The organism is Vibrio sp. 11-4(1) (assembly GCF_013048625.1).
GTDB classification, from domain to species: domain Bacteria; phylum Pseudomonadota; class Gammaproteobacteria; order Enterobacterales; family Vibrionaceae; genus Vibrio; species Vibrio diabolicus.
The window spans coordinates 454,648-479,870 of the sequence record NZ_VHSY01000003.1 but is presented as its reverse complement, the minus strand read 5'-3'; the positions used below and the strand labels follow the sequence as shown (position 1 = coordinate 479,870).

Annotated in this window: 19 protein-coding genes; 11 read left to right on the top strand and 8 right to left on the bottom strand. The window is 45.3% G+C overall.

Annotation, left to right across the window (positions count from 1 at the left end; genetic code table 11):
* Positions 1–67 precede the first annotated feature (67 nt).
* Positions 68–820 carry a twin-arginine translocase subunit TatC gene (tatC, locus tag FKN16_RS08595; protein WP_005394442.1) on the top strand — a complete coding sequence of 251 codons (753 nt, stop codon included), beginning with the start codon at positions 68–70 and terminating at the stop codon, positions 818–820.
* A gap of 460 nt (positions 821–1,280) precedes the next feature.
* On the opposite strand, the gene FKN16_RS08590 is transcribed toward tatC, so the two are convergent.
* Positions 1,281–2,042 (bottom strand): TatD family hydrolase, encoded by a 762-nt coding sequence (locus FKN16_RS08590; RefSeq protein ID WP_104971128.1) that lies wholly within the window; start codon positions 2,040–2,042, stop codon positions 1,281–1,283.
* A gap of 184 nt (positions 2,043–2,226) precedes the next feature.
* Here FKN16_RS08590 and hemB point away from each other — a divergent pair, with 184 nt between their 5' ends.
* The 3 genes from hemB (at position 2,227) to polA (ending at position 7,257) form a co-directional block, all read left to right on the top strand.
* Positions 2,227–3,288, top strand: coding sequence for a porphobilinogen synthase (gene hemB / locus FKN16_RS08585; protein WP_031777176.1), 1,062 nt, complete (start codon positions 2,227–2,229; stop codon positions 3,286–3,288).
* A gap of 127 nt (positions 3,289–3,415) precedes the next feature.
* The gene (locus tag FKN16_RS08580; protein ID WP_012841227.1) at positions 3,416–3,850 is read left to right on the top strand and encodes a GNAT family N-acetyltransferase; all 435 of its coding nucleotides are present in this window, start codon (positions 3,416–3,418) and stop codon (positions 3,848–3,850) included.
* A gap of 620 nt (positions 3,851–4,470) precedes the next feature.
* Positions 4,471–7,257, top strand: coding sequence for a DNA polymerase I (gene polA / locus FKN16_RS08575; RefSeq protein ID WP_048624601.1), 2,787 nt, complete (start codon positions 4,471–4,473; stop codon positions 7,255–7,257).
* Between the two features lie 748 nt (positions 7,258–8,005).
* Here polA and yihA read toward each other — a convergent pair.
* The gene (gene yihA, locus FKN16_RS08570) at positions 8,006–8,665 is read right to left on the bottom strand and encodes a ribosome biogenesis GTP-binding protein YihA/YsxC (RefSeq protein ID WP_005394452.1); all 660 of its coding nucleotides are present in this window, start codon (positions 8,663–8,665) and stop codon (positions 8,006–8,008) included.
* A gap of 159 nt (positions 8,666–8,824) precedes the next feature.
* Here yihA and FKN16_RS08565 point away from each other — a divergent pair, with 159 nt between their 5' ends.
* From FKN16_RS08565 to hemN, 5 genes are all read left to right on the top strand, one after another.
* Entirely contained in the window at positions 8,825–9,442 is a 618-nt protein-coding gene (locus FKN16_RS08565; protein ID WP_005379248.1) for a c-type cytochrome, read from the top strand.
* An 839-nt stretch (positions 9,443–10,281) separates the two neighbouring features.
* On the top strand, positions 10,282–10,920 hold the full coding sequence (locus tag FKN16_RS08560; protein ID WP_170902479.1) for a class I SAM-dependent methyltransferase: 639 nt from the start codon (positions 10,282–10,284) through the stop codon (positions 10,918–10,920).
* A complete protein-coding gene (yihI, locus tag FKN16_RS08555; RefSeq protein WP_005394455.1) occupies positions 10,920–11,462 on the top strand; it encodes a Der GTPase-activating protein YihI in 543 nt (180 codons plus the stop codon). The genes FKN16_RS08560 and yihI overlap by 1 nt, the downstream gene beginning before the upstream one ends.
* Before the next feature lie 7 nt (positions 11,463–11,469).
* On the top strand, positions 11,470–11,958 hold the full coding sequence (locus FKN16_RS08550; protein WP_005379254.1) for a DUF2489 domain-containing protein: 489 nt from the start codon (positions 11,470–11,472) through the stop codon (positions 11,956–11,958).
* A 184-nt stretch (positions 11,959–12,142) separates the two neighbouring features.
* Positions 12,143–13,534 (top strand): oxygen-independent coproporphyrinogen III oxidase, encoded by a 1,392-nt coding sequence (gene hemN / locus FKN16_RS08545; RefSeq protein WP_170902478.1) that lies wholly within the window; start codon positions 12,143–12,145, stop codon positions 13,532–13,534.
* A 69-nt stretch (positions 13,535–13,603) separates the two neighbouring features.
* Here hemN and add read toward each other — a convergent pair whose 3' ends face one another.
* The 6 genes from add to glnA form a co-directional block, all read right to left on the bottom strand.
* Entirely contained in the window at positions 13,604–14,608 is a 1,005-nt protein-coding gene (gene add, locus FKN16_RS08540) for an adenosine deaminase (RefSeq protein ID WP_170902477.1), read from the bottom strand.
* Between the two features lie 147 nt (positions 14,609–14,755).
* Complete coding sequence (locus tag FKN16_RS08535; protein ID WP_046874155.1) at positions 14,756–17,302, bottom strand: EAL domain-containing protein; 2,547 nt, start codon at positions 17,300–17,302, stop codon at positions 14,756–14,758.
* Positions 17,303–17,404: 102 nt separating this feature from the next.
* The gene (glnG, locus tag FKN16_RS08530; protein WP_005395036.1) at positions 17,405–18,808 is read right to left on the bottom strand and encodes a nitrogen regulation protein NR(I); all 1,404 of its coding nucleotides are present in this window, start codon (positions 18,806–18,808) and stop codon (positions 17,405–17,407) included.
* A 57-nt stretch (positions 18,809–18,865) separates the two neighbouring features.
* Positions 18,866–19,912 carry a nitrogen regulation protein NR(II) gene (gene glnL / locus FKN16_RS08525; RefSeq protein ID WP_005395035.1) on the bottom strand — a complete coding sequence of 349 codons (1,047 nt, stop codon included), beginning with the start codon at positions 19,910–19,912 and terminating at the stop codon, positions 18,866–18,868.
* A 132-nt stretch (positions 19,913–20,044) separates the two neighbouring features.
* A complete protein-coding gene (locus FKN16_RS08520) occupies positions 20,045–20,626 on the bottom strand; it encodes a DUF4124 domain-containing protein (RefSeq protein WP_012841225.1) in 582 nt (193 codons plus the stop codon).
* A gap of 196 nt (positions 20,627–20,822) precedes the next feature.
* Positions 20,823–22,232, bottom strand: a complete 1,410-nt coding sequence (gene glnA, locus FKN16_RS08515; protein ID WP_145533315.1) for a glutamate--ammonia ligase — start codon at positions 22,230–22,232, stop codon at positions 20,823–20,825.
* A 530-nt stretch (positions 22,233–22,762) separates the two neighbouring features.
* Here glnA and typA point away from each other — a divergent pair.
* Together typA and FKN16_RS08505 are read left to right on the top strand one after the other, a co-directional pair.
* A complete protein-coding gene (gene typA, locus FKN16_RS08510; RefSeq protein ID WP_046874152.1) occupies positions 22,763–24,592 on the top strand; it encodes a translational GTPase TypA in 1,830 nt (609 codons plus the stop codon).
* 80 nt (positions 24,593–24,672) lie between these two features.
* On the top strand, positions 24,673–25,215 hold the full coding sequence (locus FKN16_RS08505; protein WP_170902476.1) for an AAA family ATPase: 543 nt from the start codon (positions 24,673–24,675) through the stop codon (positions 25,213–25,215).
* Positions 25,216–25,223 lie beyond the last annotated feature (8 nt).

Sequence of the window (25,223 nt, the reverse complement as noted above, 5' to 3'; positions counted from 1 at the left end):
CTCATTAGGAGGAGCTACTAGTGATTGGTAGCTCCTTTTTGATCTGGTTTTTAATAAGAGGTTTGCCATGTCTACCGTCGAGCAGACACAACCTTTAATTAGTCATTTGTTGGAGCTTCGCAACCGACTACTGCGCTCAATTTTGGCAGTGTTGGTGGTGTTTGTCGGACTAATTTATTTCTCTAACCACATTTACGAGTTTGTTTCCGCACCTTTAGTAGAGCGTCTACCTGAAGGCGCGACCATGATTGCTACGGATGTGGCTTCACCCTTTTTCACGCCACTGAAGTTGACGTTAATCGCTTCGGTATTTATTGCGGTGCCGTTTATTTTGTATCAAGTTTGGGCCTTTGTTGCTCCTGGCTTATACAAACATGAGCGTCGTTTGATTATGCCGTTGCTGTTTTCCAGCTCACTGCTGTTTTATTGCGGTGTGGCATTTGCGTATTTTGTGGTGTTTCCACTAGTGTTTGGCTTCTTTACTGCTATCTCATTGGGTGGTGTAGAGTTTGCGACCGACATTTCTAGCTATCTCGATTTTGTACTGGCGCTATTTATGGCGTTTGGTATCGCATTCGAGGTGCCTGTTGCGATTATTTTGTTGTGTTGGACTGGGGCCACCACACCAGAAGATCTAAGACAGAAACGGCCTTATATCATTGTGGCGGCGTTTGTCGTAGGTATGGTGTTAACGCCACCAGACATGATCTCGCAAACCTTACTCGCTATTCCGATGTGTTTACTGTTTGAAGTCGGTTTGTTCTTTGCGCGTTTTTATACGCGTCGAGGCGAAGAGGCAGAAGCGGAAACCGAAGAATAAGTTTACTGTAGATGTAAAAAGCGGCTCAATTGAGCCGCTTTTTTTGCGGTTGGTTTGTTTCTTGGGCTAACTACTTAACTTTCATGACGTAACCACACTTTGTGCATACGTATACTTCCTTGATGCCCAGCAGCTTTTGAAAAAAACTGCGCGGTACGCGTTGTAAGTAAGCACCATGTGTACACACTTCAACTTCCATATTCATGCTGTTTTACATTTGTGCTAATTAATGGGCATAAAGCAGTATAGAAAAAGAATATGTCTAATTGTCGACAGTTTTGCAAGACAGACGAAGTAAAGTGGCGATATGAGAGGTAAGTAGAGTTGCTAGTTAATTATTATGTTTATCAATAACTTTGTGTGGGTTGTTCTATTATTTCAATAGGTTGAATCATTCATTCAATAGTTTAGGTAATAAAAAAGCGACGTTGATTTCGTCGCTTTTTTCAATTTTCGTGAATTAAATATTAAACAGCTTTTTGGCATTTTCAGTCGTTATTGCATCGATAGTTGCGACATCGACATCACGCAAGTCGGCAACACGTTGTGCAACGAGAGAAGTGTAGGCTGGTTCATTACGCTTACCACGGTGCGGTACTGGCGCTAAGTATGGACAATCGGTTTCTAAAATGACCCACTGCATATCCAAATGTGGAATGACTTTATCCATCCCGCCATTCTTAAAGGTCGATACGCCACCCAAGCCTAAGTGGAAGCCTAGCTCATTGATTGCTTGCGCTTCTTCTAAGCTGCCTCCAAAACAGTGGAATACACCACGCAGACGACCATCTTGCTCTTGTCTTAGCAAAGTGAGTGTTTCTTCAATCGAATCACGAGTGTGGATAACGACTGGTAAATCCATCTCTTTTGCCCAGTTTAGCTGAGTCACGAATGCCATCTCTTGCTTGGCGCGATAGGTTTTGTCCCAATACAGGTCGATACCAATTTCGCCCACCGCAATAAACTTGTGTTTCTCAAACCAGCCGCGGATGATTTCCAACGTTTGCTCAACGTTGTTATCCACATAGCAAGGATGGAGTCCCATCATTGAGTGGCACACGTCTGGATACGCCGCTTCGGTTTGTAGCATGGGCTCAATAGAGTCCAGATCGATGTTTGGCAACAGGATCTTATTAATGCCTTGCGCTAAGGCGCGTTGTACTACTTCATCGCGGTCGTTATCAAATTCGCTGGCATAGATGTGCGCGTGGGTATCGATCATCGTTACTCTCTGTGCTTCATGGTTGGTTTCGTATTCGAAGTATACTTGAGTGTGAGTGCTGGGTCATTTTCAGTTTTTTTCATTACCTTTTTCCAGATTGTCACTCGCAACATGCATCAAGAGTGATATGATTTTGTTCACCAGATGATTTGATCATCATAACCGTCCAGACAAGGAGAAAATGGTGTCTGTATCAATTCAAGGTCCATTCCCTGCACGCCGTATGCGTCGTTTACGTAAGCACGATTTTAGTCGTCGTTTGATGGCTGAGAACCAACTTTCTGTTAATGATCTGATTTACCCAATGTTCATCCTAATGGGTAAAGATCGTCGTGAGAGCGTGGAGTCCATGCCGGGTGTAGAGCGTTTGTCGATTGATTTAATGCTAGAAGAAGCGCAATACCTTGCAAATCTAGGCGTTCCAGCAATCGCGCTTTTCCCTGTCGTAAACCAAGACGCTAAAAGCTTATGTGCTACTGAAGCCTACAACCCAGAAGGTTTGGTTCAGCGAGCAGTACGTGCGCTTAAAGAACATATTCCTCAAATCGGTGTGATCACAGATGTGGCACTTGACCCATTCACGACGCACGGCCAAGACGGCATCATCGATGAAGATGGCTACGTAATGAATGATGAAACCACGGAAGTACTGGTTAAGCAGGCTTTGTCTCACGCTGAAGCGGGTGCTGACGTTGTCGCGCCTTCAGACATGATGGATGGCCGTATTGGTAAGATCCGCGAAGCATTAGAAAATGCGGGCTACATTCATACACAAATCATGGCTTACTCGGCTAAATACGCATCGAACTACTACGGACCATTCCGTGATGCGGTTGGCTCTTCTTCAAATCTAAAAGGCGGCAACAAGAAAAACTACCAAATGGACCCAGCAAACATTGATGAAGCGATTCACGAAGTGGCGCTAGACATCAATGAAGGTGCGGACATGGTGATGGTTAAACCTGGTATGCCATACTTAGATGTAGTTCGCCGAGTAAAAACTGAACTTCAAGTACCGACATTTGCTTATCAAGTATCTGGCGAGTACGCGATGCATAAAGCGGCGATCATGAATGGCTGGCTCAAAGAGCGCGAAATTGTGATGGAATCACTACTGTGCTTCAAACGTGCAGGTGCTGACGGCATCTTAACGTACTTTGCGAAAGATGTGGCTGAGTGGTTGGCAGAAGAGAATGCACAAACTGCTCAACACCTAAATCGTACTCCGGAAGCGACTGAAGAGTAATTATCGCTCAGTGAGAAACACCAGACCAACAAGAGTTGTTCGTCTGTATATACCCAAGTAACCTCAGGCGGATTACAACAGTAACAATCCAAGGTGCTTGGGTATTTTTATTTTGGAGAAGAGAACAATGACAATGCTGATTCGTGAAGGCACATTGGAAGAAGCACTTCAAGTTGTGGCACGTGTTACCGAATTTTCGAAAGGAGAAACGGTAGACTCCATGACTCAACGTTTAGAAGAGAAAAACAGTTTAATCCTCGTTGCAGAAAAAAATGGCACGATTGTCGGCTTCAAAATAGGTTACGAATTAGAGGATGGTGTTTTCTATAGCTGGTTGGGTGGTGTCGTTCCTGAGGCTCGAAATGAAGGCGTGGCACAATTGCTTTTGGAAGCACAAGAAGATTGGGCGGCTGAGCAAGGCTATAACACGTTAAAAGTGAAATCTCGAAATCAGTTTCCTGCTATGCTTCGATTGTTATTGAGAAATGGGTATATCATTGAAAAATTTGAAGAAAAAATTAATCTTCGTGAATCTCGAGTTCATTTCATTAAAGCGATGTGAAAATAAATGAGATTTTTTCTCATTTAACTGTTGACTACGAAATGAGAATCATTATTATTAAACCTGTCTTAGGGAATGAGGAAGAGTTCACAAGGACGTTGAATGACTTATTAACAGAAGTTGATTAACTGAAAGTTGAGAAGTGATGAAACATTTTTCCGAGAACTTGCACGAATTCTTTTTGACACGACATTGCTCACATTGCTTCCAGTGTAATTTATAGCTTCTTGGTTAAGCTGCTCTATTTACAGAATTTGCTTTACCACTTCTGCTAGGCGACCCCATTCGGGTCGCTTTTTTCTTTTCTACGATTTCTATTTGACGTCACTATTCGTATTTTTTCCACACACGATGATCATTTAAGGATCGTTGATCTTCTCGCCGTTTTATAAAATAAATATTTAAAAACAATAAGTTACCATGTGTGTTTTTTGTGTTTTCTATCATTGGATAACCAGTGGATAATTTCTATAAACAGAGTTATCCACAGGGTGAGGTTATCTTCGTGAATAAAATCGAAAAATTTACGCGACCTAGATCGAGCGAACAAGATAGATTCGGATCAGCAGTCATGGCATCCTAGGCAGATCTCTCAAGTACTGAATTGGATACAGACAATTATGGCAAGTATTCCTGAAAATCCGTTGATCCTTATCGACGGCTCTTCTTACCTATATCGCGCTTTTCACGCCTACCCGGGCACCATGAGTAATGGTGAAATTCCAACTAATGCCGTTTACGGTGTCGTGAACATGTTACGCAGCATGATGCGTCAGTTTGCGTCTGAGCGCATCGCGGTGGTTTTCGATGCGAAGGGAAAAACCTTCCGTGATGATATGTATGCAGAATACAAAGCTAATCGTCCGCCAATGCCGGATGATCTGCGTTGCCAAATTGAACCATTGCACAATGTTATTCGCGCGATGGGTTTACCACTAATCTGCGTTCCTGGTGTCGAAGCGGATGACGTCATTGGTACGTTGGCGCATCAAGCATCACAAAAGGGCATGCCTGTATTGATCAGTACTGGTGATAAAGACATGGCGCAGTTGGTGGATGATAATATTACCCTGATCAACACCATGACGAACGTCGTGATGGATCGTGAAGGTGTGGTTGAAAAGTTTGGCATTCCACCTGAGTTAATCATCGACTACCTAGCGCTGATGGGCGATAAAGTAGATAACATCCCTGGTGTGCCAGGCGTGGGTGATAAAACAGCGACCGCACTACTGCAAGGTATTGGCGGTCTGACTAAGCTGTATGAAAATCTCGATGACATTGCTGCGCTCGGTTTCCGTGGTTCTAAAACCATGGCGAAGAAGCTCATCGATAACAAAGAAAATGCCATGCTGTCGTACGAGCTCGCGACCATTAAATTGGATGTTGAACTTGAAGAAACGCCAGAATCACTGCTGAAAGCGGAACCAAATAAAGACGAACTAGTGAAGCTGTATGGCCAACTGACGTTTAAATCTTGGTTGAACGAACTACTTGAAGGCGGTTCTGGGTCGGTAGAAGCTGTTGAGCTTGCTGGCTCTGCTCAAGCCTCTGCTTCTCATGCCGAGATGGAAACTTCCGCAGTGACAATCGACCGCAGCCAATATGAAACGATTCTGGATGAAGAAACCTTCAATGCGTGGCTAGATAAACTTCAAACGGCCGAGTTGTTTGCGTTTGATACGGAAACCGACAACCTAGATTACATGCTAGCGAACTTAGTTGGTTTGTCATTCGCTGTCGATGAAGGTATTGCCGCTTATGTGCCTGTTGCACATGACTACCTAGATGCACCTGAACAGCTTGATCGTGATTGGGTTCTAGAACAGCTTAAGCCAATTCTTGAAGATGCAGCGAAAGCAAAAGTTGGTCAAAACTTAAAGTATGATGCGTCTGTATTGGCTCGTTATGACATTGAGCTAAAAGGTATCAAGCACGACACGATGTTGGAATCGTACATTTACAACAGTGTCGGCGGTAAACACGATATGGACAGCTTGGCGCTTCGCTTCCTACAACATAGTTGCATTTCTTTTGAGCAAATTGCAGGTAAAGGCAAAAATCAGCTTACGTTTAACCAAATCGAGTTGGAACAAGCATCGCCATACGCGGCAGAAGATGCGGATGTGACCCTTCGTCTGCACAATCGCTTGTTTGCGAATATCGAGCAGGATGAAAGCCTGAAGACAGTGTACGAAGAGATTGAAATGCCGTTGGTGCCAGTTCTTTCGCGCATTGAACGCACCGGGGTCTTTATTGACGAAATGAAGCTGAGTGCGCAGTCGGTCGAGATTACCGCTCGCCTTGATGAGCTTGAAAAGAAAGCGTATGAAATTGCAGAGCAAGAGTTCAACATGAACTCGCCAAAGCAATTACAAGCCATCCTATTTGAAAAAATGGGTTTACCGGTGGTGAAGAAAACGCCATCAGGTACACCATCGACGAATGAAGAAGTTCTGCAAGAGCTTGCCTTAGATTACCCACTGCCAAAATTGATTTTGGAATATCGCGGTTTGGCGAAGCTTAAATCGACGTACACGGATAAGCTGCCGAAGATGATCAACCCAACAACAGGGCGTGTGCATACTTCTTACCATCAAGCGGTAACCGCAACAGGTCGTCTATCTTCTACCGATCCGAACTTACAGAACATTCCAATTCGTAACGAAGCCGGCCGTCGTATTCGCCAAGCGTTTGTCGCACCAGCTGGCCATAAAATCTTAGCGGTCGACTACTCGCAAATCGAACTGCGCATCATGGCGCACCTTTCTGGCGATCAAGCGTTATTGGATGCCTTCCGTGATGGTAAAGACATTCACGCGGCAACTGCGGCAGAAATTATGGGTCTGGATATTGAACAAGTATCCAGTGAGCAGCGTCGCCGTGCTAAAGCCGTTAACTTCGGGCTTATCTATGGCATGAGTGCATTTGGTTTGGCGAAGCAGCTTGGTATCCCTCGCGGCGAAGCACAAGCCTACATGGATAAATACTTTGAGCGTTACCCTGGCGTTATGCAGTACATGGAAGACACGCGCAGCACGGCTGCAGATAAGGGCTATGTTGAAACGATTTTTGGTCGACGTTTGCATTTACCAGAAATCAAATCGCGCAACGGTATGCGTCGTAAAGCTGCTGAACGTGCGGCAATCAACGCACCGATGCAAGGTACAGCTGCGGACATCATTAAGAAAGCGATGCTGTTGGTTGATCAGTGGATTCAGGAAGAAGGCAATGGCCGTGTGAAGTTGTTAATGCAAGTACACGATGAATTGGTCTTTGAAGTTGAAGAGTCATCATTGTCCGAAATTGAAAGTAAAGTACAGAAATTGATGGAATCTGCAGCAGAGCTAAAAGTACCGTTGGTTGCAGAAGCAGGGCACGGTGACAACTGGGATCAAGCTCATTAGTCACTTTTAGACCAAAATAACCAATTAATTATGAGCCAGCGCACAAACGCTGGCTTTTTTTTGCGATTAAAAAAGCTAGCGCAAAGTTAACTTTGATGTTGCTTAATAAAAATTTCATGAAAAAAAACTACAAAAATTCTTTGCAATTCTGACCAATTGTTGTACATTAATACTCGTAGGGTACAGAGGTAAGATGTTCTATCTTTCAGACCTTTTGTTTCACGTTATTGGATTAGGCTGATTCAGCCGCCCCAGTCAGCTTTTGACTGGGGCGTTTTTTATTGGGCGAAAGAAAATTTTTCTTTTTGTTCAATGTGTTGGGTTGGTAACGACTTGTCTTTATATTTCTCCCACCTTTAACCTATTGTCTACACTCCAATTTTCTTCAAAAACTCGCAAACTATTCAGTCTGTAAATTTATGCCAATCACACTATGATTTTTTCTTGAAGGAAACTAAGTTGACGTGGAAGTGGGTAGGTTTCTGTTTAACTTGTTGAATTGTATTTTCTTTATTGGTTATGGTTGTGAGTTAATTAAGCGAAAGCTAAAGTTAGGCGGCTTTTTAAGCTATTGAAATCATCCGATAGTTCAGCAATGCTTCGTCACATAACAATAATTACCAATTTTTCTCTCCCGTTATCCCTGCCAGGAAGGTGGGGATTTTTATTGCCTGTTATTTAGCTCAGATAAACAAAAGCCCCACCAAATGGTAGGGCCGTGTCGAAAAAATTTAACAAATATTGTTAATTATTCTTCGTCGCTTGCTGGGGTATCCAGTTCGCCTTCTTCTATCAGGTGTGCGAGCGCCGGTGCAAACCAGGTATCCAGTTTTGCACGCAGCTGATCAACGCCTAATCCTTTAAGGGAAGAGAACACATCAACGGAAACGTCGCCACCGAAAGTTTCCACCTGTTTGCGAACTTTCAGCAGGGTTTGTTTGCGTGCGCCACTTTTTAGTTTATCTGCTTTGGTTAGCAAAACTTGCACAGGAATGTGGCTGTCGATGGCCCAGAAAATCATTTGCTGGTCGAGATCTTTCATTGGATGACGAATGTCCATCAGAACCACTAAGCCTTTTAGGCACTCGCGTTTCTGTAAGTATTCACCTAAAGATTTCTGCCATTTGTTTTTCATCTCTACCGGTACTTGAGCAAAACCGTATCCAGGTAGATCGACAATGTGACAACCTTCTTCTACTTTGAAAAGGTTGATTAATTGCGTACGACCAGGTGTCTTTGATGTCTTGGCTAAGCTTTTTTGATTAGTTAGACGGTTAAGTGCACTCGATTTACCAGCGTTTGAGCGTCCTGCAAACGCAATTTCGACACCTTCGTCTTCCGGTAGGTGACGAATATCGGGTGCGCTGGTGATGAAATGCGTATTTTGGTAATGAATTTTTACGCTCACTGTTAACTCCATCTCGACTTTGTGTAGTCGATTGATTACTTTTTTGTGAAAATGTGTAAAATAACCGTGCTCGGCATAAGGTCGCCTATTGTACCATGAGTGTACGCGGTATGTTCACATTCCGTGGTACTGGAAGCTTGATAATTATAATGGAATGTCATGAAGAAATTAGCGCTAATTTTGAGTCTTTTAGCCAGTTGCTCAGTATGGGCCCAAGGTAATATTGAGGCTGGTAAAGCAAAATCACAAACCTGTGTCGCCTGTCACGGAGCAGATGGCAACAGTGCAATAACAACGTACCCGAAACTCGCAGGCCAACACGCTAAGTATCTTGAGAAGCAGTTAAAAGAACTTAAGCTAGGCATGACAAGTGGTGGTAAACAAGGTCGTTACGATCCTGTAATGAGTGGTATGGCAATGCCACTGAGCGATGAAGATATCGCAGACCTATCTGCTTACTACGCTTCGCTACCAGTTTCAGAAAACTCAACACCTGAAGATGTGGTAGCAAAAGGCAAAACGCTTTATACCGCTGGTGATGCCGAGCGTGGCCTAACCGCATGTATTGCATGTCATGGTCCTCGTGGCAATGGTACAGAGCTTTCAGGTTTCCCTAAAATTTCTGGTCAGCATGCTGACTACATCAAAGCTCAGCTAGAAAAATTCCGTGATGGCGACCGTGGTAATGATATGAATGCCATGATGCGCGACATCGCGAAGAAAATGACAGACGAAGATATCGAAGTGCTGTCTAAATACGTTGGCGGTCTGCACTAATATACCTAAATCGCTCAAGATCCTGCATCTTGAGTTTATTGGGTAGATGTCCCTACATCGTTCGAGCAACTTATACAAAAATGCCCTAGTGAATTCGCTAGGGCATTTTTGTTCGTGACAAATATCACAGTCGACTTTGAGTTCGAAAGCGATAGTTAGCTCGGTAGTTTGTGAGACATTTGCCATACTTGATGTTGGCTTTTTCTTGTTGGTGTTTTTAAGTTTTTGATTAAATGATAATTTTGATGTTTTAGAAAAATAGGCGGATTATTTTTTCAACCCATTACTTGTGAGCATAGCGGGATGGCGTAAAGTAGAAGTTGTTCACAGGGGGTGAATGTAAGGATTTAAGACCACGGTTTAGGTCTCCAAGGATGTAGCTCGGATGCTTGGTGATTTAGAAAGGGATTTAGATAGGTAGGGAGCCTATCAGATAAGGATGGTCATCTCGTCTGACGGTTAAGACAGTGAAACGGATCAGGCACAGGAAGTTGCTCAGTAGACAGGAAGTAAACGGATAGCCAAAACTCATCAGGAAGATGAAAAACAACTCTTTTTGGCAGGGAAAGCTCGAAAAACAAAGGGAACATTGATGCACCAAATGCGTGCAACACAGTTTCGCCACTTGATGGCACTTAGAAAGCGACAGTCTGACTGTCGCTTTTTTTATATTCTTTTCCTTTGGTAAGTCGCAATCTGAATTACGATTACTGCACTTATTTACTTCGATGGGTTGTAAACAAAGTTTTTTAACAAAAATTGCTGAAAAAATGCTCAGTAACACTCCAATCTGAGTTCACTTTCTGGTATGTTTCGCATCCCTGTTTGAGGAAGTCAGCATGCATACCTGTCCTTTATGCCAAAATCAGCGTACTCACCACTATTTTGAAGATAAGCGACGTGAATATCTTCAATGTGAGCAGTGCAGTTTGGTGTTTGTGAATCCAGACCAACGTTTGGATGCGGAAACCGAAAAAGCTCACTATGATTTGCATGAGAACAACCCTGAAGATTTAGGTTACCGAGGCTTTTTGTCGCGTATTGCTGACCCGATCACAGAGCGAATTTCTCCACAATCAAATGGTATCGACTTTGGTTGTGGTCCTGGCCCAACGCTCTCCTTAATGCTGGAAGAGGCGGGGCACAACATGGCGTTGTACGACCTCTACTACCACCCTGATACGTCGGTTTTAGAAAAAACGTATGACTTCATGACAGCAACAGAGGTGATAGAGCACCTCTACCACCCAGATTTGGTGTGGAAGCAATGGTTGAATTTAGTTAAGCCAGGGGGCTGGATAGGCCTGATGACGAAAATGGTCATCGACGTGGAGGCTTTCAAATCATGGCATTATAAGAACGATCTCACTCATGTAGTGTTCTTTAGTCGTGACACGTTCCAGTTCCTAGCAGAGCGGGATAAGCTCGAACTCGAATTTATTGGTAATGATGTAATTTTACTGAGGAAACCCCAGTAATGAGCCGTAGTAAAAAATCTAGAAAGCCAGGTGCCGCTGGCGCACCTGAGTTTGTTGTAACTCGTAACCGTACAGAATCTGATGTGGAAGGCCGCCTACGCAAGCGTGCTAAAAAGCGCAAAGGCTTGAAAACGGGTAACCGTAACTCAGAAGTTAACGAGCAGAAAAAGCAAGCTGCTGCACAAAACCGCGACCCGCGTTTAGGCAGTAAAAAGAAAATTCCTCTGGTTGTTGAGCCTGCGAAGAAAATGACGAAGCAAGAGCGTCGTTTGTCGGCAGAGCAAGAACTAGAGATGCTAGAAAATGACGCGCAATTGAACGTGTTGCTAGACCGTATTGAAGCGGGTGAAAACCTAGGCACAGGTCTACAGAAATACGTCGATGAGAAGCTCGACCGCATTGAGAAGCTAATGGACCAACTAGGTTTGTTGGAACCTGAAGAAGAGGAAGACTTCACTGCTCCTGCTGAGAAAAGCACGCGCAATGATGATGACTTGCTGGCAGATTTCGACGACATTAACTTCGACGACTACAAAGGATAATTAAGCTATGAATGTAACCTTATTAGCTATTGCTGGTGTTGTGATTATCATCGCACTTGCTTCTTATGCAGGTTACCTTCTGCTTCAATTGAAAAAGCAAAAGGAATTGCAGCTAAAGCATCAAAAATTGGCGATAGATAAACGTAACGCCAACATTTTTGAGAATGTGCATACCTTGTGTCAGGCGGGTATTCAAGGCCAATGCGATTTATCTGAAATCAGTATTCGTGTGTATAACATCATGGATTATGTACAAGGTGAAGACCGTGTCGATTTTGATAAAACGTACCCTGCAATTTCTGAGCTTTACCATATCGTGAAAGATATGGCGCGTGGTGAAGAACGCCAACAACTTGCCAAGAAAGAGCGTATGCAACAGAACTTGACGCGTCATAAAGCGGAAAGCCGCCTCACTGATGCGATCATTGAGGAGCTCAAAGTGTTGCAGAAAAACGTCCAGCCACTGAATAATCAAATCAATATTCAGATGATTTAATAGTTACCCCCAATGGTTTCCTTATGACTGTTGGGGGTATCGTGATCACGCTAGCACTTCTTTAGTTTTATAATTAAAAAGCCAGTCGGCGTTGCCACGCTTGTCATCGTCGTATGGCAAAATAGCGGCTCTGAATATCGGGTGACGGCTTTCGTTGCCCTAGCATTTAACGGAAAGTACCACCATGTCGAATCAACACACTGAATCGAAGCAGCAAATCGTCTGGGATCAAGCGGTATTGGATAAGTACAACTATTCCGGTCCTCGCTACACGTCGTACCCAACGGCGCTGGAGTTCCATGAAGCGTTCACCATTTCTGATTATGATATGGCATGCACTCAGTACCCAGACCGCCCATTATCGCTGTACGTGCACATTCCGTTCTGTCACAAGCTTTGTTACTACTGTGGTTGTAATAAAGTCATCACGCGCCACTCGCACAAAGCGGACGAATACCTCGATGTGCTTGAGCATGAGATTCGTCAACGTGCAGCCTTATTGGTGGGCAGAACGGTAACGCAATTGCACTTTGGTGGTGGTACGCCAACGTTCCTTTCTGAAAAGCAAATTACACGCGTAATGAGCCTGTTGCGCCAAGAGTTTACCTTTAGCAGTGATGCTGAAATCAGTATCGAAGTTGACCCGCGTGAAATTCACATCACCATGCTGGATCACCTGCGTAGCGAAGGCTTTAACCGCTTGAGCATCGGTGTTCAGGACTTCAACAAAGAAGTGCAAAAGCTGGTGAACCGTGAGCAAGATGAAGAGTTCATCTTTGCGATGGTTGCGCGCGCAAAAGAGTTGGGTTTCCGTTCGACAAACCTAGATTTGATCTACGGCTTGCCAAAGCAAACCAAAGTCTCTTTTGCCAAGACGTTAGAACAAGTACTGGAAATGCAGCCGGGCCGTCTGTCCGTATTTAACTACGCGCACATGCCACAGCTATTTGCAGCGCAGCGTAAGATTAAAGACGAAGATCTGCCTAAAGCAGAAGAGAAGATGGCGATTCTGCAAGACACCATCGCGACACTGACTGGTGCTGGCTACCAGTTCATCGGTATGGACCATTTTGCATTGCCTGATGACGAACTTGCCGTTGCTCAGCGCGAAGGTATTTTGCATCGCAACTTCCAAGGCTACACCACACAAGGTGAATGTGATTTGGTTGGCTTTGGTGTCTCTGCAATCTCGATGATCGGCGATGCATACGCGCAAAACCAGAAAGAGCTGAAGAAATACTACGCTCAAGTCAACGAACTTCGTCACGCACTGTGGAAAGGGGTTTCGCTGGACTCTGATGATTTGCTCCGTCGCGAAGTGATCAAGCAGCTGATTTGTAATTTTAAACTAGACAAGAAAGCGATCGAGTCTGAGTTTAAAGTAAAGTTTGATCAATACTTTAAAGAAGATTTGCAGCTACTTCAGACCTTCATCAACGATGAGCTGGTGGAAGTGGATGACAATGAAATTCGTGTGACGCTGCGAGGTCGTTTGCTGATCCGTAATATTTGTATGAGCTTCGATAAGTACCTGCGAGCGAAGGCGCGTCAGCAACAATTCTCTCGTGTTATCTAATCATAGACGCCGATTCAAGATATAAAAAATGCCAGCAGATGCTGGCATTTTTTTATGTTTTCGCTGGATTTAAGCGCGATCTTTTACTTTTGCTTTCAGTTCCGCTTTTTCTGCTTCTGAAAGGAACGCAATCTCAAGACCATTGATTTGTGCTTGGCGAATCTGGTCTTGGCTCAGACCAGCTGCTGGTGCCGCTACTTCGTATTCGTATGGCAGCTCGATGCCTTCTACCGCTGGATCGTCAGTGTTCAGACACGCAAGAACACCATGCTCTAGGAACTGTTTGAGAGGGTGGTTTTCCAACGTTTCTACCGTGCTTGTTTGGTAGTTTGATGTTAGGCAAGACTCAATACCAATGCGGTTTTCTGCTAGGTAATCCATCAGTTTTGGATCGTGGATCGCTTTTACGCCGTGACCGATACGAGTTGCGCCCAGCTCATTGATTGCTTGCCACATGCTCTCTGCACCTGCTGCTTCACCAGCGTGAACCGTTACCCCAAGGCCAGCATCGTGTACTTGCTTGAAGTGAGACACAAAGCGATCACCCGGTTGGCCCAGTTCGTCACCCGCCAAGTCGACCGCAACGATGTGATCTTTTTGGCTCAGAATGCCGTCCAGTTCTTGTTGGCACGCGTCGGTGCCAAATGTGCGGCTCATGATGCCGATCAGGTTGGCTTTCACGCCAAAATCGCGCATACCCGCTTGCACACCGTCCACGACTGCTTCAACAACACCCGCTACTGGTAACTTGTGTTTCATTGCCATGTAGTATGGTGAGAAACGCAGTTCAGCGTAATCGATTCGAGCGTTTAGTGCGTCTTCCACGTTTTCGTACGCCACACGACGACACGCATCTAGGTCGCCCAGTACCGCAACCCCCCAGTCGAGCTTAGAAAGGAAAGCAACAAGAGAGGGTTCCGCTTCGACAATTTGAACGTGAGGAGTTAGGGACTCAATATCGTACGCTGGCAGAGCAATACCAAATTTTTGGCCAAGCTCAAGAATCGTTTTAGTACGAATGTTACCGTCGAGGTGGCGGTGCAAATCAGTAAGAGGAAGGTTCTTCGTTATCATTATGTCGATCCGGATAGTTATGAACTGGAACAGGGCCCAAACATCATCTGTGACAATACATGGGTAAGATTTGCAGTTAAGTATAAATAACAGTTAGGTAGATTGTCAGTAGAGGATGACTAGGAAATCAACGATTCTCGCTCTTTTCTACTTCATGTTAACCAAATGTGTTGGCCACTCTTCTAGCGGCATTGGACGACTGTAATAGAAGCCTTGCACTTGGTTGCAGCCTAAAGAGCGCAGTAATTGTGCTTGATTGCTATCCTCTACGCCTTCTGCGACGACATTGGTTTTGAGGCCCGCGGTGATATTGATGACCGCAGCAACGACCGAACTGTCTAAGTTTTCTTGCGTGAGTTGATTGATGAAGGTGCGATCAATCTTCAAACAAGTAAATGGCAGTGAGTGAAGATAACCCAGTGATGAGTAACCGGTACCGAAATCATCGATCGCGATACCAATCCCCATATCACGCAGTTTGGTCATATTTTCCAGTGTGGTTGGTGCGCTATCAATAATGCGCGACTCGGTGATCTCCAGTGTTAGGTTACTGGCGGGTAATTTTGTGATATCCAATACGTTGGTCACTGTATCGACAAAATCAGGGCAGGACAGTTGATTAACGGAGATGTTCACATGCAGTTGGAAGTCTGATGGCCACTGATTACTTTGAATGGCTTGGTATGTATCGCGGCAAGCTTGTAACAGAATTTGTTGGCCAATGGCTTTGATCATGCCGCTTTCTTCTGCGATTGGAATAAAATCTAATGGTGACACCATTCCTGAGTCACTGTGCCAGCGCGCCAGCGCTTCTGCGCCACACACATTACCACTAGCGAGATCCACAATAGGTTGATAATGAGGGACAAATTCTTGGTTTTCGATGCCAGTTTGAATCTTAGTCAGCATTTGGGTGCGGAACTTTGAAGCGCTTGCCAGTTCAGGGCTGTAATGACAGACACCGGTCAGTGAGTCTTGCTTGGCGTAGCTTAATGCGATGCTGGCGTTGCGAAGCCACAGCGGCATGGTTTCATTTGGTTGGGTTTGCACAATGCCAAGTGAAATCTTCATCACTACATTCTCACCTTCCACCATAAATGGGGTGGAAAAGAGTTGCTGTAATCGACGCTCGGTTTGTTTAACTTTGGCTTCAGTATCGGCGTTTGAGAGAAACACTGCGAACTCATCACCGCCAATCCGAGCCAGTAACGCGTGATCACTAAACTCTTGTTTTAGCCTTTCTGCGATGCTGACCAACAGTTGATCACCGTTATGATGACCCACACTGTCGTTGATATCTCTAAATTTGTTGATACCAAGTAAAAATAAACTGCCGTGGCACAGGTGAGATTGGTTCTCACAGATTTCGACCAAGCCCTGACGACTGTATAAGCGTGTCAGAGAGTCATAAACCAACTGCTCACGCAACGCTTTAAATGAGGCTCTGAGGTTACTCGTCATCTCATTAAAGGCATGCACAAGTACCGTTGTCTCATACACATAACCAGGTTTTGGCATACTGCTGTCCCAATCGCCATTCGCAAGGTGTTGGGCGGCGTCGGCCGTCGCGTTAATCGGTCTGGTGACTCGGTTGAAAATGATCCAACTGATGGCGATACCAAATAAGCTGACGATAAACCCGACTAGCCAACTCTTTTGTTGGCTTTTCGGCAATGTACCCAGCAACTCGGATTCAGATATAGAGGTGCCAATAAACCATGTTAAACCGTTTTGATCTCGGTATGGGGTTAGTCGGCTGAAAATACGTTGGCCGTCATGCTCAAATGAAAAGGTGTAAGGTTGCTTAGTATTGTTGAGATCAAACGACCGAACGCGGCTCGCACTGATTTTGATGATCGGATCTGCGTTTTCAGCCGCAAACAAACGCTGCCCTTTATCAGAAAACTTTGTGCCCCATGAGATAACGCTTCCCGGGCCTGAGTGAGCGATTAAACGATGCTCTGGGTCCATGATGTAGACCGAAGCTTTGGTGTTGTATTTTAACTCACGTAGAAATTCGTTAAATGTGTTGATGCGAATGTCTGTCACCAACACGCCAGCAAATTGGTCGTGTTTATACACCGGTGTCATGGCTGACAGCGTAATATCCTGGCGTTCATCGGCATTCGTATAAATCTCAGACCACATCGAGGTTTGAGTCTCTGCGACGGGCGTATACCATGGGCGAGTGCGAGGATCGTATGGAGAGATAACCGTTCGAATGCTATTACTCACATGGTTGGTGCCATAAATAATCAGATCACCATCGGTATATCGATCTTGAACCATTAAGGTGTAATCGTCGGAAAGCTCGCGGCGGAACCCGGCAAAGTCACCGCTTTCTGAACCAAATGCGATGACATCCAACTGCGGTATCGATTGGTAAAGGTTTTTGAATGCACTCAGCAGGTAGCTTTGAATATCTGAGGTGTCGTGAGGGTGATAAAGGTTGTGATAGCTGACGTTATGTGCGAGAGCCATAACTGCAGTAAACGGCTTGCGCAGATAGCTATTAAGGTGGTCGTGGACACTTTCGGTTAACACGGAAAGTTGTTTGTCGCTGATATCTGTGACCACTTCTTCGTAGCTTTGTTTTTGGACGTAGACAATGACACCGATCGCCAGTAAGAAGATCATGACAAATGGAATGAGAACAGCGGTACGCAGTGTAATTTGAGTCGTAGCAGTAGACATTGCCTAATCACATAGATGGTGGTGCGCCACAATTGTACTGATATTTTTGTTAATATCGAGTGACAAACGACTCTCGTTGTTAACGCACCACGTAAGTGATTGTCAGTACAATTCTTTTAATTTTCTGGTAAGCGTGTTTCGCCCCCAGCCTAATACTTTAGCGGCATCTTGCTTGTGACCTTTAGTGTGCTCCAAAGCGGCCTCTAATAAAATGCGCTCAAATTCTGGTAAAGCATAAGAAAGCAGTTCTTTATCTCCTGCCGCGAGTGATTGACGTGCCCAATCCGCCAATTGTTCTTGCCAGCTGCCATGCTCAGAGTCCGAAATGGATTTTTTCTCTTCGAGCAGTTCGCTTGGTAAGTCGTTTGGCAATACCTCGCTACCACTGGCCATGACGGTTAACCAACGGCAAATATTCTCTAATTGACGCACGTTGCCCGGCCAATCAAGGCGGTTAAGAATTTCAACGGTCGACGGATGCAGAGTTTTGGTTTCGACCCCCAGCTCATCAGCCGCTCGGATAAGAAAATGCTGCGTAAGTTTTTCGATGTCCTGCTTACGTTCACGCAATGCCGGAATCTGCACTCGAATCACGTTCAAGCGATGGAATAAATCTTCACGGAAATCGCCTTCATGCACCAGCTTTTCTAAATTCTGGTGTGTTGCCGCGACAATCCTTACGTCGACGCTGATTGGGGAGTGACCGCCCACTCGATAAAACTGTCCATCGGCCAGAACACGCAGCAAACGGGTTTGAATATCTAACGGCATGTCACCGATTTCGTCTAAAAATAGGGTGCCGCCATTGGCTTGTTCGAATCGACCCTGACGAACATTGTTCGCCCCGGTAAATGCCCCTTTTTCATGACCAAACAACTCTGACTCAATCAGATCTTTGGGAATCGCCGCCATATTGAGTGCAATAAAAGGTTTGTTGGCGCGAGGACTATGGCGGTGCAACGCATGAGCAACGAGCTCTTTACCCGTGCCCGATTCACCGTTAATCAATACTGAAATTGAGGAGCGAGAAAGACGACCAATGGCGCGAAATACTTCTTGCATGGCTGGCGCTTCACCGATGATTTCTGGCGTTTCCGCTGGAATGTCTTCTGGAGAGAGTTGCTCACGTTTATTTTCGTGACTGTGTGCAATCGCTCGTTCAACCAGAGTTAAGGTTTCATCGATATCAAAAGGTTTTGGTAAGTATTCAAAGGCGCCTTTTTGGTACGCATTCACTGCCGCATCCAAATCTGAGTGGGCGGTCATGATAATCACGGGAAGGTCTGGGTAATCGCGCTGTACTTGTTTTAGCAGCTCTAATCCATCAATGCCCGGCATGCGAATGTCTGATACCAGCACATCTGGTACTTCGCGTTCGAGCGCCATCAAAACGCTTTCCCCATCGGCATAGGTTTCGCATTTTATGTTGGCAGAGGAGAGCGTTTTCTCCATCACCCAGCGAATGGAACTGTCGTCATCAACGACCCAAACATATCCTTTACTCATGTAGTAATCCTTGCAGCAAACCGAAAAACTGATGCGACTTGAAGTCCATTAGTGCAATCAGATCGGCAAATAAATAGTAAATGTTGTGTGACCAGGCCAGCTTTCTACGTCTATTTTTCCATTGTGCTGGTCGATCAAATTTTGTGAAATAGACAGCCCTAAGCCAGTTCCTCCCTCGCGGCCACTGACCATGGGATAGAACAGCGTGTCTTGTAATTCCGGTGGAATGCCAGGGCCGTTGTCTGTGATTTCGACACGCGCAGCGAGTTTACAGCGTTTGCCGTGAATATTAGCTTGATGCACCGTTCTGGTGCGAATGGTGATTTTACCGTGTTCTTGATGGCTAAGAATTTGCGCCGCATTACTGACGATATTAAGCATCGCCTGTTCGATTTGGTCCGCATCCATCAAAATTTCTGGCAAGCTCGGGTCGTAATCGCGTTCAATCACGATTGAACGTTGCGATTCTAATTCAACCAACTGGCGGACCTTTTCCAGAATTTGATGCAAGTTTTCTTGTGTCTTCTTACCTGGCTTTTGTGGCCCGAGTAATCGATCAACGAGCGCTCTTAAACGGTCGGCTTGCTCAATAATGATGTGCGTATACTCGGTGAGAGAAGGCTCTGGCAGCATTTTTTCTAGCAATTGCGCTGCACCACGTAATCCACCTAGCGGGTTTTTGATCTCATGTGCAAGCCCTCGGACTAACAGTTTCGCCGCTTGTTGTTGGGCGTGCTGGTTCAGTTCTTGAGAGAGTCGGCGCTGTTGATCAATTTTGCGCATCTCAACCAGAAGCATCAACTGCTTTTGCCAAGTGATTGGGCTAACTGTCACCTCTAGCATTAAGGGGCGGCCATCAACAACGAAAGTGACGTCACTGTCGGTGATGCTTTGGCCACTTTGCAATGGTTGAGTGAGCAGCGCGAGATCCAGCGACGCATGTTGAATCAATTGAGAAAGCGATTGTTCAACAATACGTTTCGCGCTTTGAGAAAACAGCAACTCGGCAGCCGGATTGGCATAACGGATAGCCAATCCATCATCAAGAATCAGCGTTGCTGTCACCATGTTGTTGAGAATGGCACTAGGAAGACTGGTATCCACATTACGTCCTTGTTTTGCTTTAAGATTGTGCGTTGCACAATAATGGTGCAATTGAACGTTAAGTATGGCGAATAAATCTCAGAAGAAAAAGTGAAAAGCACCGCAGTGATGCTATTTTTTTCACCAGATATTCTATTTTGCCCCTTTTACGGTCGGCTTAACACTTGCTCTATGTAAATGCACCGTTATAGGGCTAGTAGATGCAATAAGCTTGCCGCTTCTTTTCGCGTGCACGGCCAGTGTGTGGGTGCCTCGGTCAATATTGTTTAACTGCCACATCATATGGCTTTGTGGCGCACCATAAGGTTTTCCGTCGAGCAGCAGTTGCAACTGTTCGCCGATACCAAGCTTGCGATTGGTTTCCAGTTGAATATTGATGATGCCTCGGTTGCTGCGGATGGTTTCGTTATGTTGAGGAGTCAGCATCGAGAGCTTTAATGGGAGAGGTTTATCGGTTTTCTTTTCCGGCTTGTCTTGTGGCTCTTTCGATGGCTTGGTCTGAGGGGCGAGTGATTCCGTGCTTTCTACCTTAGGAGCGGGTGCGCTGGCTTCAAGGTTTGGCAGCGCGATGGCTTTTGCACCTTGGTTTGGCGTATCACTAAAATGAACCACGCCATTTTTATCTACCCATGTATAAGCAACCTGCGCTGATGCGATGGAGACGATTAATAATCCGCTGAGAGCACATAGCGATGGAATAAGCTGAACTTTCATTGCTCACCTTCTTTTGATCGATGATTTCACGTTTCAATGGCTTAGCTCTTTGACCCATAAGGTAAAAAGTCCAAGCGTATTTTTATTATCCCCTCATGTTAAACGTCAAATCTTGACTGACGAATACAAAAAAGGCCCGCCTGCGAGGCGAGCCTAATATTTTGTTGCTGTGTTTACATTTTACACAGTGTCGACCTTATACAGAGTAGTAAAGTTCGAACTCAACTGGGTGAGTTGTCATGTTCACGCGCTCTACGTCCTGAGATTTCAGCTCGATGTAAGAGTCGATGAAGTCGTCAGAGAATACACCACCCGCTGTTAGGAATTCACGGTCAGCATCTAGCTCTGCTAGTGCGTCTTTCAGTGAGTATGCAACCGTTGGGATTTCTGCTGCTTCTTCTGCTGGTAGATCGTAAAGGTCTTTATCCATTGCTTCGCCTGGGTGGATCTTGTTCTTAATACCGTCAAGACCAGCCATTAGCATTGATGCAAAGCATAGGTATGGGTTAGCCGCTGGGTCACCGAAACGAACTTCGATACGACGTGCTTTCGGGCTTGGTACCACAGGGATACGGATTGAAGCAGAGCGGTTACGTGCAGAGTAAGCAAGCATAACTGGCGCTTCGAAGCCTGGTACAAGACGTTTGTACGAGTTTGTTGATGGGTTAGCAAATGCGTTGATTGCACGAGCGTGTTTGATGATACCGCCAATGTAGTAAAGCGCCATTTCAGATAGACCGCCGTACTTGTCACCAGCAAATAGGTTTACACCATCTTTCGCTAGAGATTGGTGAACGTGCATACCGCTACCGTTGTCACCAACAAGTGGTTTAGGCATGAATGTTGCCGTTTTACCAAACGCGTGAGCAACGTTGTGTACAACGTACTTGTAGATTTGGATTTCGTCAGCTTTGGTTGTTAGCGTGTTGAAACGAGTTGCGATTTCGTTTTGACCCGCTGTTGCCACTTCGTGGTGGTGAGCTTCAACAACAAGACCCATCTCTTCCATTACTAGACACATAGCAGAACGGATATCTTGAGATGAATCCACTGGAGCTACAGGGAAGTAACCACCTTTAACGCCTGGACGGTGACCTTTGTTACCTTCTTCGTAATCAGAACCCGTGTTCCATGCTGCTTCTACGTCATCAATTTTGAAGAAAGATCCTGACATGTCCGTCGAGAACTTCACGTCATCAAAAAGGAAGAATTCTGGCTCAGGACCGATAAGTACAGTATCTGCAACGCCAGTAGAGCGCATGAAGTCTTCAGCGCGTTTTGCGATAGAACGTGGGTCACGGTCGTAGCCTTGCATTGTTGCCGGCTCTAAGATGTCACAACGGATGTTTAGTGTTGCGTCTTCCGTGAATGGGTCAAGCACAGCAGAAGATGCGTCAGGCATCATTACCATGTCTGATTCGTTGATACCTTTCCAGCCAGCAACTGATGAACCATCGAACATTTTACCTTCTTCGAAGAAGTCTGCGTCGATTTGGTGAGCAGGGATCGAAATGTGCTGCTCTTTACCTTTTGTATCAGTGAAGCGTAGGTCAACAAACTTAACTTCGTTTTCTTGGATCAGCGATAGAACGTTTTCTACTGACATCTTGGATAACCTCCAGTGTTAATAAGCGGTAAAAGCTCGATTTATGAATTATTCATGAAACCTGGCATTGATTAATCAATTTGACTTTTCATTAATCGATGCTGTTTTAACTAAAGCCAAAACCGTGCCAAAAAAAATATTCCATTAATTTCAAGCAATTGTGTTTTTTGGCGCTAGCTTGGTGCAGATGATTGCACCAAAATGATCTTTACTTGCACTATTGTGGTGCGGAAAATAATTATTGCACCATAATGTGACAGGCGCATTGCTTATTCAGCCCAGTTTTTGAGCAAGAGTCAATTTGAATTATGCATCGATTGGAATAAAGTTGCGTTTAATCAATTCGTTCTGAGGAAGAAAATGGGCATTAAGCGTAAAAATCGCAGAAATGCTCGGGAGTAGATCACATATTTCTAGGCTTTTTGCTAAAATCTGGTACATTATGGCCGTTTTTTTAATCAGCAAATGTCGCCAGAGAGCACCCGTTCTCAGCGTGGGGGCATTTCATCTATCTAAGTGAATCAATATCCATGGCTACTCCACAGATTGATAAATTAAGAAATATCGCGATCATCGCGCACGTTGACCACGGTAAAACCACGTTGGTTGACAAGCTGCTACAACAATCAGGCACGCTTGAGTCTCGCGGTGAAGCTGAAGAGCGAGTCATGGACTCGAACGACATCGAGAAAGAGCGCGGTATTACCATTCTTGCTAAAAACACAGCAATCGACTGGAACGATTACCGTATCAACATCGTAGATACTCCGGGACACGCGGACTTCGGTGGCGAAGTTGAACGTATCATGTCGATGGTAGACTCTGTACTACTTATCGTTGACGCGGTTGATGGTCCAATGCCTCAAACGCGTTTCGTAACACAAAAAGCGTTTGCTCATGGTCTAAAACCAATCGTTGTTATCAACAAGATTGACCGCCCTGGTGCACGTCCTGATTGGGTTATGGACCAAGTGTTCGACCTATTCGACAACCTAGGTGCTTCTGACGAACAGTTAGACTTTAAAGTGGTTTACGCTTCTGCTCTTAACGGTTGGGCTTCTCTAGAAGAAGGCGAAACTGGCGAGAACATGGAACCGCTATTCGAAACTATCGTTGGCGAAGTAGCTGCACCAGAAGTTGACCTAGATGGTCCACTACAGATGCAAATCTCTCAGTTGGATTACAGCTCTTACGTTGGCGTTATCGGCGTTGGCCGTGTAACTCGTGGTAGCGTTAAGCCAAACCAGCAAGTAACGGTTGTTGGTGCAGACGGCAAAACTCGCAACGGTAAAGTGGGCACAGTAATGGGCTACCTAGGCCTAGAGCGTCACGAAGTTGAGCAAGCTAACGCGGGTGATATCATTGCAATCACTGGTCTTGGCGAGCTTAAAATCTCTGACACTATCTGTGCACAAAACGCAGTAGAAGCACTACCAGCACTGTCTGTTGATGAACCAACAGTAACCATGACGTTCCAAGTAAACACGTCTCCATTCGCTGGTAAAGAAGGTAAGTTCGTCACTTCACGTAACATCCTTGAGCGTCTAGAGAAGGAACTGGTACACAACGTTGCACTGCGCGTTGAACAAACAGACGATCCAGACAAATTCCGCGTATCAGGCCGTGGTGAGCTTCACCTGTCTATCCTGATCGAAAACATGCGTCGTGAAGGCTTCGAGCTTGCCGTATCTCGTCCAGAAGTAATCATCAAAGAAGAAGATGGTCAGCTAATGGAACCGTTTGAAACGGTAACTATCGACGTAATGGAAGAGCACCAAGGCGGTATCATGGAGAATATCGGCCTACGTAAAGGTGAGCTGAAAGATATGGCTCCAGACGGTAAAGGCCGTGTACGTATGGACTTCATCATGCCATCTCGTGGTCTGATCGGCTTCCAAACGGAATTCATGACACTGACTTCTGGTTCTGGTCTTCTATACCATACGTTTGACCACTACGGCCCACACAAAGGCGGTAACATCGGTCAGCGTATCAACGGTGTTCTGATTGCTAACGCTGCGGGTAAAGCGCTAACTAACGCACTGTTCAACCTTCAAGAACGTGGTCGTCTATTTATCGGTCACGGTGTGGAAGTTTACGAAGGCATGGTTATCGGTATTCACAGCCGCGACAACGACCTAACAGTAAACGCACTGAAAGGTAAGCAGCTAACCAACGTTCGTGCATCTGGTACAGATGACGCACAGGTTCTAACTCCGCCAATCATCATGACACTAGAGCAAGCGCTTGAGTTCATCGATGACGACGAGCTAGTAGAAGTAACACCTGAAAGCATCCGTATCCGTAAGAAATTCCTAACGGAAAGCGATCGTAAACGTGCTTCTCGTGGCGCGAAATAATTTTCGTTAAGCGATTCAATTAAGAAGAAGCCCTGAGTTATGCTCAGGGTTTTTTGTATCTAGAGAATGAACATATCAGCATGAAGCCAATTGTGATTACTGGTAGCCCAGGTGCGGGGAAAACCACCCTACTGAATGCATTAGAGCGGCAAGGGTATGCGACGTTTGCAGAGAGCTCTCGTACGCTAATTGAACAGCAAAACCAGTTAGACGACGGTATCTTGCCGTGGACGAACCTGCCTGAGTTTGCTCAATTGTGTCTCGACTTGATGAGCAAGCAAAAGAGTGATGCGCGTTGTCATGACGTTGCGTTTGTTGATCGCGCCATCCCTGACATCATTGCATACCTACAAGTGGGCGGCTGTAAGGTTGACCAAGCTTTCTTAACCGAAAGTGCTGGGTACCATAGTCAGGTGTTTACTTGTCGACCTGAAGCATCCATTTACGTGCAAGATGAAGTGCGTCCACACAGCTTTGAAGAAGCATTGGAGATTCATCAATCCTTAGTGGATATCTATGCTGAGTTGGGTTACGAAGTGGTCGAAGTGCCATGGGGCACTGTGCTAGAACGAGTAGGCTTTGTTCGAAGAGTCATCGGTTTAGTTGGTGAGGTCACAGACTAAAACCTCCT